At 63.2% G+C, this 20,049-nt stretch carries 15 protein-coding genes and 1 pseudogene; 8 read left to right on the forward strand and 8 right to left on the reverse strand.

Going from position 1 to position 20,049, the window contains the following annotated elements; translation table 11 throughout:
- A pseudogene (locus tag LD110_RS19520) lies at nt 1-620 on the forward strand (pyruvate dehydrogenase (acetyl-transferring), homodimeric type); the annotation flags it as partial.
- Between the two features lie 113 nt (nt 621-733).
- Here the strand turns inward: LD110_RS19520 and LD110_RS19525 are convergent.
- Nucleotides 734-928, reverse strand: coding sequence for a DUF1508 domain-containing protein (locus LD110_RS19525; RefSeq protein WP_225501318.1), 195 nt, complete (start codon nt 926-928; stop codon nt 734-736).
- A gap of 251 nt (nt 929-1,179) precedes the next feature.
- Between LD110_RS19525 and nboR the strand changes: the two genes are divergently transcribed.
- Nucleotides 1,180-1,902, forward strand: coding sequence for a nicotine blue oxidoreductase (gene nboR, locus LD110_RS19530; RefSeq protein WP_225501320.1), 723 nt, complete (start codon nt 1,180-1,182; stop codon nt 1,900-1,902).
- A 33-nt stretch (nt 1,903-1,935) separates the two neighbouring features.
- Here nboR and LD110_RS19535 read toward each other — a convergent pair whose 3' ends face one another.
- The 5 genes from LD110_RS19535 to LD110_RS19555 all read right to left on the reverse strand — a co-directional run bounded on the left by LD110_RS19535 (nt 1,936) and on the right by LD110_RS19555 (nt 9,750).
- Nucleotides 1,936-4,776, reverse strand: a complete 2,841-nt coding sequence (locus LD110_RS19535; protein WP_225501321.1) for a molybdopterin cofactor-binding domain-containing protein — start codon at nt 4,774-4,776, stop codon at nt 1,936-1,938.
- Nucleotides 4,777-4,778: 2 nt separating this feature from the next.
- Nucleotides 4,779-5,750 (reverse strand): xanthine dehydrogenase family protein subunit M, encoded by a 972-nt coding sequence (locus LD110_RS19540; RefSeq protein WP_225501324.1) that lies wholly within the window; start codon nt 5,748-5,750, stop codon nt 4,779-4,781.
- Nucleotides 5,741-7,042, reverse strand: a complete 1,302-nt coding sequence (locus LD110_RS19545) for an XdhC family protein (RefSeq protein ID WP_225501325.1) — start codon at nt 7,040-7,042, stop codon at nt 5,741-5,743. The genes LD110_RS19540 and LD110_RS19545 overlap by 10 nt, the downstream gene beginning before the upstream one ends.
- 657 nt (nt 7,043-7,699) lie before the next feature.
- On the reverse strand, nt 7,700-9,241 hold the full coding sequence (locus LD110_RS19550; RefSeq protein WP_225501327.1) for an NCS2 family permease: 1,542 nt from the start codon (nt 9,239-9,241) through the stop codon (nt 7,700-7,702).
- 17 nt (nt 9,242-9,258) lie between these two features.
- Nucleotides 9,259-9,750: a nucleoside deaminase gene (locus tag LD110_RS19555; protein WP_225501329.1), complete on the reverse strand. Its 492-nt coding sequence runs from the start codon at nt 9,748-9,750 to the stop codon at nt 9,259-9,261.
- 481 nt (nt 9,751-10,231) lie between these two features.
- Here LD110_RS19555 and LD110_RS19560 point away from each other — a divergent pair, with 481 nt between their 5' ends.
- Together LD110_RS19560 and ligD are read left to right on the forward strand one after the other, a co-directional pair.
- On the forward strand, nt 10,232-11,596 hold the full coding sequence (locus tag LD110_RS19560) for an 8-oxoguanine deaminase (RefSeq protein WP_225501331.1): 1,365 nt from the start codon (nt 10,232-10,234) through the stop codon (nt 11,594-11,596).
- Nucleotides 11,597-11,704: 108 nt separating this feature from the next.
- Nucleotides 11,705-12,964, forward strand: coding sequence for a non-homologous end-joining DNA ligase (gene ligD / locus LD110_RS19565; RefSeq protein WP_225501333.1), 1,260 nt, complete (start codon nt 11,705-11,707; stop codon nt 12,962-12,964).
- 164 nt (nt 12,965-13,128) lie between these two features.
- Here the strand turns inward: ligD and LD110_RS19570 are convergent, their stop codons facing one another.
- The gene (locus LD110_RS19570; protein WP_225501335.1) at nt 13,129-13,305 is read right to left on the reverse strand and encodes a hypothetical protein; all 177 of its coding nucleotides are present in this window, start codon (nt 13,303-13,305) and stop codon (nt 13,129-13,131) included.
- Nucleotides 13,306-13,702: 397 nt separating this feature from the next.
- Between LD110_RS19570 and pucL the strand changes: the two genes are divergently transcribed.
- From pucL to LD110_RS19590, 4 genes are all read left to right on the forward strand, one after another.
- On the forward strand, nt 13,703-14,617 hold the full coding sequence (gene pucL, locus LD110_RS19575) for a factor-independent urate hydroxylase (protein ID WP_225501337.1): 915 nt from the start codon (nt 13,703-13,705) through the stop codon (nt 14,615-14,617).
- A 170-nt stretch (nt 14,618-14,787) separates the two neighbouring features.
- The gene (locus LD110_RS19580) at nt 14,788-16,308 is read left to right on the forward strand and encodes a nucleobase:cation symporter-2 family protein (RefSeq protein WP_225501339.1); all 1,521 of its coding nucleotides are present in this window, start codon (nt 14,788-14,790) and stop codon (nt 16,306-16,308) included.
- 104 nt (nt 16,309-16,412) lie between these two features.
- The gene (locus tag LD110_RS19585) at nt 16,413-17,240 is read left to right on the forward strand and encodes a MurR/RpiR family transcriptional regulator (RefSeq protein WP_225501341.1); all 828 of its coding nucleotides are present in this window, start codon (nt 16,413-16,415) and stop codon (nt 17,238-17,240) included.
- A 189-nt stretch (nt 17,241-17,429) separates the two neighbouring features.
- On the forward strand, nt 17,430-18,974 hold the full coding sequence (locus LD110_RS19590) for an NCS1 family nucleobase:cation symporter-1 (RefSeq protein ID WP_225501343.1): 1,545 nt from the start codon (nt 17,430-17,432) through the stop codon (nt 18,972-18,974).
- A 153-nt stretch (nt 18,975-19,127) separates the two neighbouring features.
- Here the strand turns inward: LD110_RS19590 and LD110_RS19595 are convergent, their stop codons facing one another.
- The gene (locus tag LD110_RS19595; protein ID WP_225501345.1) at nt 19,128-19,883 is read right to left on the reverse strand and encodes an IclR family transcriptional regulator; all 756 of its coding nucleotides are present in this window, start codon (nt 19,881-19,883) and stop codon (nt 19,128-19,130) included.
- Nucleotides 19,884-20,049: the final 166 nt, after the last annotated feature.

The raw sequence follows: 20,049 nt of genomic DNA on the forward strand, positions 1-20,049 counted from the left end.
ACAACGAACCCATCACCCAACCCGCCGAACCCGAAAACCTCGACACAGAAGGCCTCCTCAAAGGCATCTACAAACTGTCGCCAGCCGTGGAGGAGGACGCCGGAAACAGTCCTCGGACGCACATCCTTGCCTCGGGTGTTGCGGTGCCGTGGGCGCTGGAAGCGCAAGCCCTGCTCAAGCAGGATTGGGGAGTCAGCGCGGATGTCTTCTCAGTGACCAGCTGGAACGAACTGCGGCGCGACGGACTCGCCGCTGAGGAACATGCCTTCCTCAACCCGGGCGAAGAACCGCACACGCCGTTTATTGCTGAAAAGCTGAAGGACCACAATGGCCCGGTTGTTGCGGTCAGTGACTACATGAAGGCAGTCCCGGACCAGATCCGCCAATTCGTGCCCAACGACTTCGCAACCCTCGGCGCGGACGAGTTCGGCTTCGCGGACACCCGCGCGGCCGCCCGGCGCCACTTCAAGATCGACACCCATTCAATTGTGGTGAAGGCCCTCCAGCTCCTTGCTGCACGGGGCGAAGTGGACGCCGGAGCGCCGGCGTATGCGATGGATCGCTACAAGCTCCTGGATGTTAATGCTGGAACCACCGGCAACACTGGCGGCGATTCCTAGCGGTCTGTTCAAAACACAGCCCGCGGGTTTGTGTCCAGATGATCCCCCCAACATGATGTGGCGAGCCGATCGTCTGGACGCAAACCCGGGGCGGGCTGAAGTGACTGAAGTACCTAGCTGGCGCCTACTGCGCGCCTGTCAACAACAAAGCCGGTGGCTGCGTTTTCCCGGACGGCCGTAATTCCAGCCACCACTGACTTGATGTCCGGGAACCTGGGGGAAATGGCAACCACAGTTCCATCGTCTGCCTTGAGCCGGAACCTAAACGTGCCTTCTCCCGCCATGGAAATCTCAAAAGTGCCCGACAATTGACCCTACTTTCTCAGTGCGGATGCTTCATTGCGCCCCACCGGTCTTTTGAAAAGGACTCGCTGCGTTGTGAGACCCGGAGTCTCATTAGAGGATAGCTATGACTTTCGGCCTCCGAAAGACCTACCGGCCGGTAGCCCATTAAATTCACCTACAGGAAACATGATTTAGCATGTATTCCCGCTGTTGCATAGTACTGGCTGGGAATGTATCCCGTCCTCACTCTTCCGCGCGGATCTAAGGTGGATCCATGACCCCCAGAACACCCCAGGAAAACCCTGCGGAAAGCGCTTCGAAACGTAGCCTTTCAGGCGGCGGTGAACGTGAGGGAACTCCGCCCATCGGCGTCCTGCTAGCGGCTGGAGCAGGCACACGGCTGGGGCGCGGCCCCAAGGCGCTACTCCCCTTCCGCGGTAGGACATTGGTTGAAGTCCTCGCGGACACCCTGCTCGGCGGCGGTTGCCGCGAGGTTCTTGTTGTGCTCGGCGCAGACGCGTCCAACGTCCAGGCGAAAACGGACCTTGGCCGGCACCGCGTGCTGGTGAACGAAAATTGGGTCGATGGGATGGGCGGTTCTTTCCGCCTGGCCATGGCTGCAGCCCAGGAACCCGCCCAAGGGCACAATGTCCTGGTGGCGTTGGTGGACCAGCCCGGCCTCACACCCGCCGTCGTTTCGCTACTCATCAATCAACACCAGCCCGGGAGGGTCACCGCTGCCGGTTTCAGGGCTCCCGACGGCACCCTTCGTCGCGGCCACCCCATCCTGTTCGACGCCGAACTCGTAAAGGAAGCCGCGAACTCTGCTATCGGCGACGCAGGTGCCCGTGCTTTCCTGGCCGCGCACCCTGAACTCGTCGACGTCGTCGACTGCACGGAAGTTGCCGGACCGGAAGGCGGTGCCGACGTCGACACTCCCGCCCAGCTTCATTTGCTGGACGGGTTCGACGCCGGCCTGCCGCCCGGTGCCCCTTAGTCGCGGCTTCACGCCTGCAGCCTGAGCGGCGACTTAGGCGGCGGCCTCGGCCGCCGCTGAGGCCATGGCTGCCTGTTCCCGCAGGGCCAGGTAGATCCGGTCCCGGGCAATGGGCAGCTCGGAGAAGCGGATCCCGGTCGCGTTGCGGATGGCATTCGCCAGGGCCGGCGCCACAGGGTTGAACGGGCTTTCGCTCATCGACTTGGCACCGAGCGGACCCAGGGCGTCGTTGGTCTTGGCGAAGTAGATCTCGCTCCTGGGAACGTCCGCGAAGCTGGGGATGTGATACTGCCGGAGGATGTCGGTGGTCACACTGCCTTGCTCGTCCACTCGGACCTCTTCGTAGAGCGCAGCGCCGAGTGCTTGGGCGATGCCTCCTTCGATCTGGCCGCGGCATTGCCTCGGATTGACCACGACGCCCGCGTCCGCTGCCTGCACGCTTTGCAGGATCCGCAATTCACCGGTGCCAGTGTTAACAGCCACGCGGAAGCCATGGACATTAAAGGCAACCGAGCGAGGCGTCCCGCCCCAGTGTCCCTCCGCGGTCAGATCAATGCCCTGCTTCCGGGCTTTGTGGTAGAGCTCCGCCAGCGGAACAACGTGTCCTGCGCAGTCAACCGTTCGTCCATTCAAGTGGCAATCCGCTTGTTTCAAGCCCAGGAGGCCAGCTGCAAATCCACGGATCTTAGTGGACAGCTCCTCCGCTGCGGCCAGTGTCGCCTTCCCAGCCACCACGGTACCGGTAGAGCCAAAGGCTCCCGTGTCGTGCGTTACCAGGTCAGTGTCGGACTGCCGGACGGCGACGTCTGCCGCCGAGGTACCAAGCGCCGTCGCCGCCAATTGGGCGTGGACCGTGGTGGTGCCGTTGCCGAACTCGGCGGTTCCGACGGCGGCGCCGTACGTTCCGTCCGGAAGGAGGGCCAACCGCGTGTGGGCGTAGTGGCCACGCGGGGGAACGGTGTCGATCATGGACAGCGCAGCCCCGGTTCCGGTAACCCACTCGGGCCCCAGATCGTCGAGTCCGGCTGCGACGTACCGATCCCGCCCACGGTCCAGGGCGTCCCGCACCAAGGCGACGCACTGATCCAGGCCGTAGCTGCCGTAGTGCACGTCTTCTTCCGGCTCCGGGCTGGTGGACAGCATGTCGTCACCGTCGCGGACCATGTTCAGCAGCCTGAATTCCAACGGATCCATGCCGATGCCTGCCGCCAGTTCGTCGATTCCGGATTCGATGGCGAAGATCATTTGGCTCAGGCCGTAGCCACGGAACGCTCCGGACGGCACCGTGTTGGTGTAAACGGCATGGGCGTCCACCTTCTTGTTGGCGCACTTGTAGACGGCCAGGGACTCCCCACAGCCGTGGAACATCACGCCCGGTGCATGGTTTCCGTACGCCCCGGTGTCGCTGAGGACCTCGAGCTGTATCGCGGTCAAATGGCCGTCCCGACTGGCGCCCGCCTTGAGGTGGATAGTGAAGGGGTGGCGTGTGGTGGTGGACGTAAATTGTTCAGTGCGGGTGAATTCCACCTGGACGGGCCGGCGCAGCCTCAGGGCCGCGAGCGCCACAAGGTCCTCGGTGAGCACCTCCTGCTTGCTGCCAAAACCACCGCCTACCCTGCCCGCGACCACGCGGACACGATCTTCGGGCAGCTCGAACAGACGGCTGAGCGTACGCTTGACCAGGAAGGGAACCTGGCTGGACGAACGGACCACCAGCCGGTCCTCGTCGTCCATCCAGGCGATGGATGAGTGGGTTTCCAGGGCGACGTGCTGCACGCGATGGGTCTTGTACGTGCGTTCATGGATGATGTCGGCGGCCCTGAAGCCGGCTTCCACGTCGCCGAGTTCCGAGTGCAGTTCGGCTGCGACATTGTTTGCGGGCCGGGAGATTCGGGACTCTTCGGAGTCCTTGTCGCCGTGGATCGCCGGCGCGCCGGGCTGCATTGCTTCCTCCGGGCTGTGGACGGCGTCCAGGACCTCATATTCGACGGCGATGGCCCGGGTCCCGGCCTCTGCCGCCGCAACCGTTTCGGCCACGACTGCCGCGACGCGCTGGCCGATGAAGCGCACCACGTTGTCCAGGACGCGGGTGTCGTCCGGATCGTCCGTGTAGAGCTCGTGCTGCGCGGTGGAGAATAGCTGGGTTGGCGAATCCTCGTGAGTGAAAACTGCCACTACGCCGGGGATTTTCAGGGCGTCACTGGCATCGATGGACACAATGCGCGCGTGGGCGTGCGGCGAGCGCAGCAGCTTGAGGTGCAACAGACCGGGCAGTTCCTCTGAGGGAACGTCCAGCGTGTAGCGGGCGGCACCGGTGACGACGACCCGTCCCGCCGGAGCGGGTGCATTCTCGCCAAGGCGGCCGGAATCTGGGCGCGCCTCCAGGCGTCGCTGCCCGCCGTCGTCGTTGGCGGCTGAATCGGCTGCTGTGGTGGTTGCGGCAGCGGTGGGAACACCGCAGACGGAGTCCGCGATGGAACGGTACCCGGTGCAGCGGCAAAGGTTGCCCTTGAGGTTGCGGGGCAGGTTGTCTCGCTGCTCGTCGGAGAACGTGGCCGCGGTCATGATCATGCCCGCCGTGCAGAAACCACACTGGAAGCCTTGATTGTCCAGGAACTGTTGCTGGACGGGGTGCAATAGGTCGCCGTCCGAGAGCCCTTCGATGGTGGTGACCGAGCGGCCTTCGGCGCGGACAGCAGGGTAGATGCAGCTATGCACCGGGACGCCGTCGACGTGGACTGTGCACGCGCCGCAGTCGCCACCGTCGCAACCCTTCCTGACACCGAAGTTTCCCTGCTCGCGGAGGAAGGTGCGCAAGCACTGGCCCGGGCGTGGTGTGGCTTCCATGGCGGCGCCGTTGATCTCGATAGTCATGCTCAGGCCTCCTTCTTCGGGGTGGTCGGCTGGGTGGAAGCTTGCGGGGACAGCGTGTGGGCGCGACCTCTTTGCGGAACTGGTCTCCCCGGAGCATCCGGTCCTATTCCCCAGAAGTCGCCGGTAACTCGTGCCGGACCGGGCTCGAAGAGTTCTGCCCGGATCTCCTCTGCCAGCCGGTAGCTCATGTCGCGACGCCATTCGGGAAGCCCGTGGATGTCGTCGTGGTAAAGCTCGGCGGGAATCGCGGCGTCGAGGGCTTGTGCCAACCCTGCCGCGTCCGGCAGCGCCGAACCATCGAATCTCAACTGGACCGGACGCTTGGTTGAGGCTGTGATAGTCAGGACGAAGCCGCCGTCGGGATCTCCCCGGCCAATCAGCAACGCGCCGGAGCGGCCCAGATTGCTCAGCGAAAGCCGCCTGAACGCAGGCCGCGAGACCAAGGTATTGGCTGGCAAGTGGATGCTGCGTAGCAGCTCCCCCGTTTCCAGGACGTTGCGGCCATCCCCCAACACGAAGTCCGCAACAGGAACCGTGCGCTGCGTGCCGCCCGGGCCAAGGATTGTTGCTGTGGCATCCAGGCCTGCACACAGGGAGATCATGGGCCCGGCAGGAAGCGAGGTGCAGATGTTTCCGCCCACTGTGGACATATTCCACACCTTGAAAGAGGCCACAAAGGCGTCGCAGCAGGGCCTAATCAGTTCCAGCGCCGGCCAGGGCGTTCCGTTCGGCGAGCCCGCAATCCGCTCGGGCAGCTCGTAGAGCTCCGCGACGGTGCACGTGGCTGCAAGTTCGATGCCGTCGTCCCGCACCGTCACGGCAGGCCAGCCTGCGTTGCCTAGGTCGAGGAGCCGCTTCAGGACTGTGCTTCCGTAGGAAAAGAGCACCGTGCCGCCGGCGAGCCAGGCGTCGCCTTCACGCCAATCGGAAGGGTCGGTGGTTGGCACCACGGCCTCGATTGTGTTCAGGTCCATGACTCCTCCTGGCGGTTTGGGTGGATGCTTTGTGGTGCGGCGTCGAATAGCGGCTCCGCTGAATGGATCGGGCCTGTGCCGTCCTTGAGTGGCGCCAGGCTTCCCCGGCCCCGCGCCGCGACGATTTCCGCGGTGATAGACACCGCCACTTCTGCGGGCGTCACGGCACCCAGGTCAAGGCCGATCGGCGAATGCAGCCTGGACAGGGCCTCCGCGGAAGTACCAGCGTCCAAAAGGGCTTCGATACGGTGCCGGTGGCTTCGCCTTGACCCCATCGCGCCTACGTAGGCAACGGGCAGTCGCAGGGCGGTTTCCAGTAACGGGATGTCGAACTTGGGGTCGTGCGTCAGGACGCAGATCACGGTACGAGCATCGATCCCGCCCTGCTCGGCCTCTTTTTGCAGGTAGAGGTGCGGCCATTCGGTAGCGACTTCGTCGGCGTCGCGGAAGCGGTCCTGGCTGGCGAAAGCGACGCGGGCGTCGCACAAGGTGACGTGGTACCCGAGGAGCCTCGCGGCCGGGAGCAGGGCTGCCCCAAAGTCGTTCGCCCCGAAGATCAGCATGCGGGCCGGCGGCAACCTCGACTCCACGAACAGGGTGACCGGCTCCGGGAGTGGCGAGGCGCCATCGGCTCGACCAATGGAACCGGCAACGCCGCAGCCGTCCGACGGCGACAGCCTCACCAGCCCGGCCCTGCCTCCCCTGAGCAGCGGCCCAAGCTGGGCGGCAGCGGCCCGCACCAGCCCGGCGTCGTCGTCCAGGAGGGTGGCCAGCGCCGATGACTCCGTGACGCTGAACGCCACGGGATCATAGACGACGACGGCGGAACGCGGCGCGTCGAGGCGGCGGATCAGTGCCGCGGGAGTTGTGGACGGTGAGTCCGCACGAGAGCCGACTTCTGGCCGAGTGCCGGCTGGATGGACTGTGACCTGGGACCCCTGCTTGCCCACGAAGCCCAGCTCATGCAGCCCGCCGACAGGAAACGGTTGGATGTGGATGTCCAGCTCGCCCCCGCAGCTCAGACCGGCCGCGAACGCGTCTTCTGCGCTGTAGCCGAACGACTCCAGCCTGCTGCTTCCGCAGCGCATGGCTTCCAGCGCGGATTCGACGACGGCCCCTTCCACGCAACCCCCGGACAGGCTGCCGAGGATCTCACCGTGCTCGGAAACGATCATCGATGTCCCCAGCGGCCGCGGTACCGAGCCCGCCGCGGCGACGATAGTGGCCACCGCGCAACGTTCGCCGGACACAGCCGGAGGCCAGCTGCGCAGTGACTGCATCAGATCCAGCATGGCAACACTTCCTTTACCCGTGAGATTCGGGCCCTTCCCCGCGCCGTGATCGACGTCAGCAGGGTCCGGCCAGAGCAGCAGCGCGACCTAAGCCCCATATTCTCACCTGAGTGGCAATCCGACGCGGGATTTGTTCTCGGCTTTGTGTTAAGGGCCAGGGCGCTAGAAAAGTCTGTGGAGGAAAACATGTGGCGGAACCCCACATTTGGTGGGACCCATATTTGGCGGGGCATTTGGCGGGGCATTTGGCGGGGCCACATTTTGGAGGGCCGGGGCAGTTCCTCCTCTGCCCCGGCCCAATGGCGGTCCGTCCGCTGCCACTCCTCCCGCCCTTTCGCCAGTCCCGACTGCCCGGTCGATACCAGGCCGCCCGGTCGACACCAGGCACCCGGTCGACACCAGGCACCCGGTCGACACCAGGCACCCGGTCGACACCAGGCACCCGGTCGATACCAGGCTCCCGGTCGAATCCAGGCTCCCGGACACCAGGCTTTTCGGGCGGGAGGAGCGGCGCCGCCACCCGTCGTCGTAGTTTTCGGTGAGCCTCTCCGCGGAGTGGAGAGGCCCATCCGGCCGACAACAAGTGCCTATTCAATGCGGCTACAGCTTTGGACCACCGGAGTTCGCCCCACGAAGGGGACGTTTGTGCCGGCCCGGTCAGACTCCCAGGAGGGCGTTAATCGGTCCGCGGGCGAAGTACACCACGAAGCCCAGCGTGACTGCCCACATCAAGGGATGGACCTTGCGGAATCGTCCCGAAGCCGCACTGATCACAGCCCAGGAAACGAACCCGACGCCGATGCCGTTGGCGATCGAGTAGCTCAGCGGCATGGTGACAATGGTCAGGAACGCAGGGAGGGCCACTGAGAACTTGCTGAAATTGATCTCGCGGATCTGCGCCATCATCATGGCACCCACCACCACCAACGCAGCCGCAGCCACTTCGAGCGGTACCACCGACGTCAACGGGGTCAGGAACATCGAGCCCAGGAATAGTGCACCGGTGACCACGGACGCCAAGCCTGTGCGTGCCCCTTCGCCGATACCGGCAGCCGAGTCGATGTACACAGTGTTGGAGGAGCCCGAGGTCGCACCGCCGGCAACAGCGCCGAGGCCTTCAACGATGAACGCGGATTTCAGCCGGGGGAAGGTGCCGTCCTTGTAGGAAACCCCGGCGCTCTTGGCCAGGCCAGTCATGGTGCCCATGGCGTCGAAGAAGTTGGTGAACACCAGGGTGAAGACCAGCATCGTCGCAGCCAGGCCGCCGATCCTGCCGAAGGAGCCGAACAGGTCGAACTGTCCCACGAGGCCCAGGTCAGGCACGGACACCAGTTGGCCGGACAGAACCGGGGTGTTGAGGTGCCAGCCGCCCGGGTTGTCCGCGCTGGATGGGCCGATGTGCATCACGGCCTCGACGATGGCGGCCAACGCCGTGGTGGCGACGATTCCGATCAGGAGGCCGCCCTGAATCTTGCGGGCCACCAGGATCCCCATCACCAGCAGGCCCGCGATGAAGACGAGCGTGGGAATGGACGTGATGGATCCGCCTTCGCCGAGCTGGACCGGGGGTCCGCCCTGGGTGCGGCGCACAAAGCCGGAGTCCACAAAGCCGATGAAGGCAATGAACAGGCCGATGCCCACCGTGATGGCGGCCTTGAGTTCCTTGGGCACGGCTTTGAAGATGGCGGTCCGCGCGCCGGTGACGCCGAACAGCACAATCAGGATGCCGTTGATGACCACCAGGCCCATGGCCTCGGGCCAGGTCACCTCGTGGATCACCGCCACGGCTAGGAACGAGTTGATGCCCAGGCCTGCTGCGAGGCCGAACGGCAGGTTGGCTATGAGGCCGAACAGGATGGTCATGACACCCGCCGTCAGGCCTGTCACGGCACCTACCTGGGCTGCGGAGAGCCAGCCGCCAGCGACGTCGGTGGGGGCGTTTTCCGGAGAGAAGCCGCCCAGGATGAGCGGGTTGAGGATCACGATGTAGGCCATCGTGAAGAAGGTGACCAGACCGCCGCGGAATTCGCGGGCTATGGTGGAGCCGCGCTTAGTGACCTGGAAGAAGCTGTCCAGGACGGAGCTTGGCTTTTGGGGTCCGGGTTTTTGGAATCCAGGCTTTTGGAATCCGGTGGTTCGTTGCGCGGCTTCCCGCTCTGCAACTGCCGGCTTGTCGGAGTGGTTGTCCAGGATGGTCATTTCAGACACCGTGGCCTCTAGTAGTCGATCCTGGATTCGAGGGTGTTCCAGGTGTTGAACGGCTCCAGGATGGCCGGTGCGTCTGGATCTGCGATCTCCAATTTGGAGACGGGCATTAGTTCACGGTTGTTGTTCTCGAAGTACTCGTAGAACATGGCGTCGTCGAAGCCCACAGAGGCTGCGTCGTGGCGGTCCGCGGCGTAGAAGACCCGGTCGATGCGGGCCCAGAGTGCTGAGGCCAGGCACATGGGGCATGGCTCGCAGCTGGTGTAAAGGGTTGCCCCGCTGAGGTCGAATGTATCCAGCTGGGTGCAGGCGTTGCGGATGGCCGTGACCTCGGCGTGGGCCGTGGGGTCATTGTTGGCTGTAACGCGGTTGACGCCCTCGAACGCCTGGCCATCGGCCGTGACGACGACGGCACCAAATGGTCCGCCGCTGCTGAGGACATTGGCTGTTGCAAGGCCAATTGACGTGGCCAGGAATTGCTCGGCCGTGACGGTGGTACTCATGATGCGACTCCCTTTAGTGCTGGGAAGCCGGGTGAACCAAAGCAAACAACAGTTTGATGCTGACGGGAATGTTCCAGTGCTTCGCTACCAGGCTTCAGCATATGTGGTGAAGGTTAAGTTGCGCCTGGTAGATAGCTTCCCGAGATCCGGGGGCCCGCCTTTGGCAGATATGACAGTAGCACTGTGGATGTGAGCCGCGCCATAGTTTTCTGAAAAAAATATTTCATCATGCGAGATTACTAATTGCCTGTGCCGCATTTCCGGGGTACGCGGGGCTAGTTGTGGGTGCCCGATTGCCGCAAACGGCCGTTTTTCAGGGCGGCAAAACGGCCGTTTGGGGCAACGCGTCGAACCTCAGTCACATTGACGCGGAATCGCCGGCCTCCTACGCTGGGGCCACCGGCTGGCGCCGGGACCTGGATCAGCAGACAGGGCCTCACTGAGCTGGATAGCGAACACCGACTACCAGACAAGGACGCACATGGCCCTTTCAACCCCGCACCGCAGGCTTTGGATCAAGAATCCCCTGGGTATTTTCACGGCCAACGAACTGGATGCCCGCGGCGGCCTGGTGGTAAGCGACGGCCGGATCGCGGAACTGGTACCCGCCGGCGGATATCCGATGGAACCCTGGGACAGCGTTTTTGATGCTGGAACCCACGTGGTGACGCCGGGGCTCATCAATGCGCACCACCACTTCTACCAAACACTCACCCGGGCCTGGGCTCCGGTGGCCAATGCTCCCCTGTTCCCCTGGCTGCAGAACCTCTATCCTGTGTGGGCGCGGCTGACCCCCGACGCCCTGGCCATCGCAGTGAAAGTGGCCGTCGCTGAATTGCTGCTGTCAGGTTGTACAACCACTGCTGACCATCACTACCTCTTCCCCTCCGGCCTTGGGAACGCAATAGATCTGGAGGTTGCGGTGGTACGGGAAATGGGCATTAGGGCCACGCTCACCCGCGGCTCCATGACACTCGGAGAAGACGACGGCGGCCTGCCGCCCCGGGAAACGGTCCAGGATGCGGACGCGATCCTGGCCGACAGCGAGCGGCTCATCGACGCTTACCACGAGCGCGGCGAGGGGGCCTTCATCCAGATCGCGTTGGCGCCCTGCTCACCGTTCTCCGTGACAAAGGAAACCATGGCGGAGACTGCCGCGTTGGCTGAGCGCCGCGATGTTCGCCTGCACACCCATCTTGCGGAAACCAAGGACGAGGAAGATTTCTGCCGGGAGATGTTCGGCCTTCGTACCGTGGATTACTTGGAAAGCGTCGGATGGCTGGGCAACCGGACGTGGCTCGGCCACGGAATCCATTTCAACAACACGGAAATCCCGCGGCTGGGAGCCGCGGGCACCGCCGTCGCCCATTGTCCGACGTCGAACATGCGGCTGGCCTCCGGCACCGCGCGCGTGCTGGAACTGGAAGCGGCTGGCGTTCCCGTAGGAGTCGGCGTGGACGGCTCGGCTTCCAACGACGCATCCAACATGATCCTCGAAGCGCGCCAGGCCCTCTATCTTCAACGGCTCCGCTACGGCGCCGGCGTCGCGGTGGAGCGGGCGCTCACCTGGGCGACGCGCGGCTCGGCCGCCGCTTTGGGAAGGTCCGACGTCGGGCAGTTGGCTCCCGGGATGCAGGCCGACCTGGCGCTGTTCCGCCTGGACGAGCTGAAGTTCTCCGGAAGCCACGACCCCGTTGCGGCGCTCCTGTTATGCGGTGCCGATCGCGCCGACCGCGTCATGGTGGGCGGGGAATGGCGGGTTGTGGATGGCACCATTCCAGGCCTGGACGTTGCGCGGTTGGTTGCCGAGCACTCCGAAGCGGCACGAAAGCTGGTTCAAGGCTAGCCCGCTATGGCTCGCCCGATTGGAAGATCCCCGGCCTGATCATGTTGCTCAACATCCGCGCTCCGGGGAACCATCGAAATGACGGCGAATCGTTGCTAGCGTGGCCGCATGAGCCCGTCGAAGACCCCGGCCGAAATACTCGACATCGACGGCGTCGAGGTTCGCATTTCGAACCCTGACAAGGTGGTGTTCCCTGAGCCAGGGCTCACGAAGCTGAACCTGGTGCGCTACTACCTCGCCGTGGCGGATGGCGCACTGCGCGGTGCCGGCGGCCGACCCATGGTTCTCAAGCGTTTCCCGAAGGGCATCGATGCGGAGGCGTTCTTCCAGAAGCGCGTCCCTGAAAACCATCCGGTCTTCATCGACACCGCAACGCTGCGCTACGCTTCCGGGACGTCGGCGGAGGAAGCCGTCATACGGGATGCCGCAGGCCTGGCGTGGGTTGTGAATCTTGGCTGCCTCGACCTCAACCCGCATCCGGTTCGCGCTGAGGATCTGGAGCACCCCGACGAACTCCGGGTGGACCTTGACCCGATGCCGGGGGTCGACTGGTCGCAAATCGTGGACGTCGCCTATGTTGCGCAGGAGGTGCTCGACGACGTGGGACTCGTGGGGTGGCCGAAAACCAGCGGGTCGCGCGGACTCCATATCCTGGTGCGCATCGCGCCGCAGTGGTCGTACCGCGACGTGCGCCTCGCCGCGGAAACCTTGGCCCGGGAGGTGGAGAACCGCGCTCCCGGCTTGGCCACGGCACGGTGGTGGAAGGAGGAACGCGGCGAGAGCGTCTTTGTCGACTTCAACCAGAACGCAAAGGACCGAACCGTGGCATCCGCATACTCGATCCGACCCCTGCCGGATGCCCGGGTCTCGACGCCGCTCGCCTGGGACGAAGTCCGCTCCGCACGGCCGGAACAATTCACGGTCCAAACAGTGCCTGGGCGCTTCGCCGACGTGGGCGACCCCCACGCAGGCATCGATGACGCCGTGGGCGCCCTCGATGGGCTCCTCGCACTGGCTGCGGAGCTCGGCCCCGCTGAGAAGCCGCCGCGGGGCGGGAACGGTCAGGGTGGCGACGGCTCAGGTCGCAGGCAATCGGTGATGCCGCTGATCGAGGTGGCCCGTACTAAGACCAAGCCCGAGGCGCTGGCGGCGCTCGATGAGTGGAAGTCACGGCATTCAGACGTTGTCCCCTCTTTGCATCCCGCCGATGTGCTGGTGGACGGAATGCGCGGATCGAGCTCGCTCTGGTACAGGGTGCGAGTGAACTTGCAGCACGTCCCCGAAGCTGAGCGTCCGCCTCAGGAGGAACTCATCGCCCACTACGACCCGTGGGCGGGCAAGGTGTGGCCGGGGCGCCCTGGTTCCTGAGCCAGCTTGCTGCGAAGAGCCCTGATGAGGCGGCACGGCGTCCCGAACAAGAGACCGCCGCGGGAACAACCGATGCAAGAAGAGGCGGGCGGCACCTCCTCAGGTGCCGCCCGCCGTGGGCTCCGTTGCGCAGAGTCCTACGCCCCTCGTTCGATGCAGGAATATCAGGGGCGCTGCCGGCCGAATACCGGGAGCGCGCGCAACCAGCGGGAGAATCCGCCGGTTTTGCGGTCACAGTCGGCCGGAATGTAGAAGTCCGGATCCGTGGCACCGAACGGCAGGTACAGCTCCTGGCCGGGTGCCGGGAAATCCGCGACGGTGTTCGTGTCCTTCGAGTCCATCTGTTCCTCCTCGTTCCTCCACAGTTGATGGGTAGATGTTTTCCGCAATTGGGATATTTCCGCTATTCGGAAAATCAATTTTGTTATATGGAAAGCATAGTGGGATACCAAACGCCCCGTCAATGGGTCGCATCCAGCAATCGCCGGCATCCGGTCACATTCGGCAGGCAGATAACGATTCCGAAGAAGTGATGTACACCACGGCACTCCATGAGCTACGCTCTTTCCAATTCGTGGCGCAGGTCACGTAACCTGGGAGCAGCAGGCAGGGTCGTAATGAGCTGGCATCAACGGATGCCGGCTCTTTTTTATTGGGTCGGCTCCACCGGAAACGCGCTTGCAATGCGCGCTTAATTTCAATGATGGAACGTAGGTTCCACATCACGGAAGTTGGGAGATGACCATGAGCAACCACATCGTTCTTGGGGATAACCAGTACGGCAAGGCCGAAGTCCGCGTCGTCAAAGTCACCCGCGACACTGACCGCCACCAGATCGAGGACCTGAATGTCACGTCGCAGCTGCGCGGTGATTTCGAAGCGGCCCATCTGGCGGGTGACAACGCCCACGTTGTTGCAACCGACACTCAGAAAAACACCATTTTCGCCTTCGCCCGCGATGGCATCGGCTCTCCCGAGGCGTTCCTCCTGCGGCTGAGTGGACACTTCACGTCTGAGTTCGACTGGGTCACCGGCGGCCGCTGGGAAGCCGAACTCTTCGCCTGGGACCGTATCCAGGCCCACGGCGCGCCACACGACCACAGCTTTGTCCGCAATGGGCAGGAAGTCCGTACCGCCGTCGTAGTCCGCGATGGTGCCACCACGCACGTGGTGTCCGGCCTCAAGGACCTGACCGTCCTCAAGACCACCCAGTCCGGGTTTGTTGGATACCCGAAGGACAAGTACACCACCCTCCCGGAGACCACGGACCGGATCCTGGCCACCGATGTCTCCACGCGCTGGCGCTACAAGACCGGCCTGGACTTTGCCGCGATCGACTTCAACAAGAGCTACGAAGATATCAAGGGCCTGCTCCTGGAAGGCTTCACGGAGAAGTATTCGCATGCCCTCCAGCAGACGCTGTTCGACATGGGCAAGAAGGTCCTGGAAGCACACGCGGAAATCGACGAGATCAAGTTCTCCATGCCTAACAAGCACCACTTCCTGGTGGACCTCAGCCCGTTCGGCCTGGACAACCCCGGAGAGGTTTTCTACGCTGCCGATCGCCCGTATGGCCTGATTGAAGCCACCGTTCAGCGCGACAACACCGCAGCCGCACCTGTGGCCTGGAGCGGCATCGCCGGATTCTGCTGAGCATTCGCTGAGCAATATTTTCCCCGGAGTGACGGAAGGCATCGGTCCGGGCGCGCCCGCGTCCGGACCGATGCACCACCGACGCTGCGGACCCACCATTCAGACCCAGCCATAACAACGTCGGCCCCGCTGCCCAGCTGCGGGTGAGCCATGCAAGGAAGAAGTCTGCAGTGAAGAGAAAAACCAACCCCGCGGGCCAGGGCGCGCCCACAGACCATGCCGGCCAGCCCCTTAAAGCAGGCCGCCCCGAAGACCAGCGCCTCTCCGTCGGCAGCACATTCGCCTATGGATTCCAGCACGTCCTCACCATGTACGGCGGCATTATTGCCCCACCCCTGATCATCGGCGCGGCAGCCGGCATGTCATCCCAGGACATCGGTGTCCTGATTGCGGCCTGCTTGTTTGTCGGCGGCCTCGCAACCATCCTCCAGACCGTTGGCATTCGGTTCTTCGGTTCCCAGCTTCCACTCGTCCAGGGCGTATCGTTCGCCGGCGTCGCCACCATGGTGGCAATCGTCAACGGAGGAGGCGGGATCCAATCCGTCTTTGGAGCGGTCATTGTCGCGTCGCTTATCGGCCTGGCTATCACGCCGATCTTCTCCAGGATCATCAAGTTCTTCCCTCCCGTAGTCACTGGAACCGTCATCACCACGATTGGCCTGACGCTGATGCCAGTTGCTGCGAATTGGGCCATGGGCGGCAACAACAAAGCGCCCAACTACGGCAGCGTGGCAAACATCGGCCTTGCGGCGGCCACCACCGCGATTGTCCTTCTGCTAAGCAAGGTAGGCAGTGCCGCAATCTCAAGGCTCTCCATCCTGCTGGCCATGGTCATTGGCACGCTCATTGCCGTTGCTACCGGAATGGCGGATTTTTCCACAGTGGGTCAAGGGGACATCCTGGCATTCCCCACGCCGTTCGCGTTCGGGCCACCGACTTTCCACCCGGCGGCCATCATTTCCATGCTCATCGTGATCTTGGTGACCCTGACCGAGACGTCGGCGGACATCATTGCGGTTGGCGAAATTGTCGACACCAAGGTTGACGCCCGACGCATCGGCGATGGCCTGCGTGCCGACATGCTTTCCAGTGCCATCTCGCCGCTGTTCAATTCGTTTACCCAAAGCGCCTTCGCACAGAACGTTGGCCTGGTAGCCATCACGGGTGTCAAGAGTCGTTTCGTGGTGAGCGCGGGCGGGCTGATCCTTGTGGTTTTGGGCCTGCTGCCGGTTCTTGGGCGAGTGGTCGCAGCGGTGCCGACGCCCGTCCTGGGCGGTGCCGGCGTCGTACTTTTTGGGACGGTGGCCGCAAGCGGGATCCGCACGCTGGCCAAGGTGGAGTACCGGAACAACATGAACCTGATTGTTGTGGCGGCCTCTATTGGCTTTGGCATGATCCCGATTGCCGCACCCAAGTTCTATGACCAGTTCCCCTCGTGGTTTGGGACCATCTTCCACTCGGGAATTAGCTCCGCGGCGGTGATGGCGATCCTGCTCAACCTGCTCTTCAACCACCTCAAAGCGGGCAATTCAGAGAACCAGTCCGTCTTTGTGGCGGGAACGGGCCGTATTGTTCGCGAGGAAGACTTGGCGTGCCTCGCAAACGGCGATCGGTTCGAGAACGGCAAATTGATCGACGCAGACGGTCAGGAAGTGGCGATCCAGCCAAGCAAAGCTGCCGACCAGCACTAGCGCCCCCCGAGCGCCCGGCGAGATTCCAGTTAATGGCAGTGTTTTCGCAAAACACTGCCATTAACTGTCATTTCGCGCTGGTAAGCGTGTGAGACGGTTGTTTCATGAGGATCGATGAGCGAATCGAGAAGCACTACCCGGAGCTCGGCCCGCAGGAGCGGAAAGCCGCCGATACGATCCTTGACAGGCTTGGTGACCTGGCCGTTTACAACGCGGCGGAACTGGCCCGGCTTAGCGGGGTCTCCAAAGCCACCGTGAGCCGGCTTTTCCGCCGCCTTGGTTTCACGGATTTTAGCGAGGTCAAGGAACACACCCGCGCGCTGCGGTCCAGCGGCGTGCCGCTCGCCACGGGAGAGTCCGACGGCGGCCTGGCCGCCCATGCTGCGCTGGAACAGCAAAACCTGCAACGGCTCTTCGGAACGTTCGACGACGATCGGCTCGCCGAAGCGGCCCGGCTGCTGGCTGGCGCGGGCAGGATTCTTCTGGTCGGGTTCCGCAACAGTTTCCCGCTTGCCCTGCACCTCAGGCAACAGCTTCTGCAATGCCGCGGCGGCGTCGGCCTTGCCCCCCAACCAGGCCAGAGCGTCGGGGAAGAGCTCGCCGGGTTGGGCCCGGGCGACGCCGTGTTGATCCTCGGCTTCCGCCGTCGTCCCGAGGGGTTCGCCAAGGTCCTCAAAGCTGCAGCTGGAACCGAAGCGGCCACCATACTCATCGGCGACGCAAGTGCCCGACGACTGGCAGGCAACGCCACAGTTTGGATCGAGTGCCCGGTGGAAAGCGGGGGCGCCTTTGACAGCTACGCCGCGGCGATGAGCCTCATGAGCGCGCTGGCCAATGGCGTACTGGCCGCCCGGGGCAGACCCGGAAGCAAACGGATCAGTGAAGTCACAGGACTTTACGACGCCATCGGAGAGATCGAACGACTCAGCTAAGCCGCCTCGCACGGATTCTTGTGTACACATAGTGCCCTTATTCGTTCTGAAGGGCCTGATGTGTACGCAAACTCGGGAGAGTAAAGGGAATGTAGCCGCCCGGAAACGGCGCTGAAACATCTGTTCCATCTAATTGTTTGTATGAAACGGCGGATTCTGCCGTGGAATTCATCGACTTAGAGGAACACCATGGAAGACACCACGACGACGGCGAGCGCCAAGGCAGCCGCTCTCGATCCCGAATATGACCCCCGCCTCGCCAACGAGGACCTTGCCCCGCTGAAGAAGCAAACCTGGGGCTCCTACAACATTTTTGCGTTCTGGATGTCAGACGTTCACAGCGTCGGCGGCTACATCACTGCGGGCAGCTTGTTCGCGCTGGGCATCGCCAGCTGGCAGGTGCTGCTCTCCCTGATCATCGGGATCGTCATTGTCCAGGTTTTCACCAACCTCGTGGCAAAGCCGAGCCAAAAGACGGGCGTTCCCTACCCCGTCATCAACCGCGCCATCTTCGGTATCAAGGGCGCCAATATTCCGGCAATCATTCGCGGCCTCATCGCAATTGCCTGGTACGGGGTCCAAACATTCCTGGCGGCTGAGTCCCTGAACATCATCTTCCTGAAATTCATCCCCGGCTCCCAGGCACTCGCCACCGACATTTCTTTCCTTGGCCTGTCCGCGCTCGGTTGGATTTCCTACGCGATCCTTTGGGTGGCCCAGGCTGCGCTGTTCTGGAACGGCATGGAAACAATCCGCAAGTTCATCGACTTCGCCGGTCCCGCCGTCTATGTCGTCATGATCATTTTGGCCATTTACCTCGTGTCGCAGGCCGGCTGGGAGAACATCAGCCTGGATCTGTCCGCTGGTGAACCATTGGATTTCTGGGCGTCGATCCCTGTCATGCTGACCGCCATCGCCATCGTGGTCTCCTACTTCTCCGGACCTGTGCTCAATTTCGGCGACTTCGCACGTTATGGAAAATCCTTCGAAGCCGTGAAAAAGGGCAACTTCCTGGGCCTGCCCATCAATTTCCTGTTCTTTTCGCTGCTGACAGTGATTACGGCCTCGGCCACAGTTCCTGTGTTCGGCGAACTCATCACGGATCCCATCCACACAGTGGAACGGATCGACACCCCCTTCGCTATCCTGCTGGGCGGCCTGACCTTTGTGACGGCAACGGTGGGCATCAACATTGTGGCCAACTTCATCTCCCCTGCCTTCGATTTCTCCAACGTCGCGCCGCACAAGGTGAGCTGGAGGGCAGGAGGCATGATTGCCGCCGTCGGATCCGTCATCCTGCTTCCCTGGAACTGGTACAGCAACGCCACCGCCATCCACTACACGCTCGGCGTGCTCGGCGCGCTGATCGGGCCGCTGTTCGGCGTGCTGATCGCCGGCTACTACTTGGTGAGCCGCCAGAAAGTTTGGGTGGATGACATGTACACGATGAGCCCGTCCGGCAGGTACTGGTTCAAGAATGGCTACAACCCCAACGCGGTTGCCGCCGTCGTCATCAGCGGTGCCGTGTCCATCGCCTCGGTGATTCTGCCCAAGCTCCTCCTGGACACGGGCGCCACATCCGCGGACCTCACCTGGCTGGGCAACTACAGCTGGTTCATCGGCTGTGGCCTGGGGCTTGTGACGTTCAAGTACCTCGAGGTCCGCTCCCCGATGATCAGCCTCGAACCAAGTGACCCGCTCAGGGAGGGCGTAATGAGCGACGGCACCCTCTAAAGCCCCTGCACGTTACCGAAAGTGCAAAAGATGGCAATGTTCGCGCCGAACATTGCCATCTTTTGCCATCTCGCGCGCACGCAGGGCATGCGCACACAGGGCATGCGCACGCAGGGCGCGCGCACGCAAAGTATGAGTGGCGCGGAAAGAAAGCTACGTCCGGTTGAGTTCCTGGGAAATTGCCAGGGCTGCCTCACGCAACACTGGCACTGCTTTGTCCGCGAAGTGCTCGTCCACGCGGGAGACCGGACCGGAGACGGAGATCGCGGTAGGCGTCGGAGCGTTGGGCACAGCCATGGCGAAGCAGCGCACGCCGATCTCCTGCTCCTCTTCATCGATCGAGTAGCCACGGTCACGGATCAGCTTGAGGTCTGCCAGCAGTGCCTCCACATCGCCGATGCTCTTGACCGTAGGCGTCGGCATGCCCACACGGTTGACGATGCCGCGAACGGTGTCGTCATCCAACTGCGCGAGGATCGCCTTGCCGACGCCGGTTGCATGCGTGTGGGCGCGCCGGCCCACCTCCGTGAACATCCGCATGGAGTGCAGCGAGGGAACCTGTGCCACGTAGATCACCATGTCCGAGTCCAGTACAGCCATGTTGGCAGTTTCGCCCAGCCGATCCACCAGGCTCTTCAGCTGTGGTCGGGCCAGGGCACCGAGTTGCTGGTTGGCGCCTTCGCCAAGTCGGATGAGCCGAGGGCCAAGGGCGTAGCGGCGGTTGGGCAGCTGGCGGATGTAGCCCAGGGTCACCAGGGTGCGCAGCAGTCGGTGGATAGTTGGCAGCGGCAGGTCGGTGGACGACGACAGCTCGCTCAGGGTCACGTCCCCACCGGCGTCGGTGATGAGTTCCAGCAACTCGAAGACGCGCTCCACGGATTGCACGCCGCCCGAGGCTTTTTCTGCCATTCCGTTGTCTCCTATGGCTCGGAATCTGACAACTCTTATCCGCATCGTGAAAAAGAGTGCTTAGACCCCCAAGATACCGCACGTCAGGCCACTAAGCGATGAGTCGCCAAGCAAACCACGTACACAAGTCCAAGGGCTTGAATTTCCATCTTGCAGATAATAATAT

The sequence above is a fragment of the Arthrobacter sp. M4 genome, from assembly GCF_020251205.1.
GTDB lineage: Bacteria > Actinomycetota > Actinomycetes > Actinomycetales > Micrococcaceae > Arthrobacter.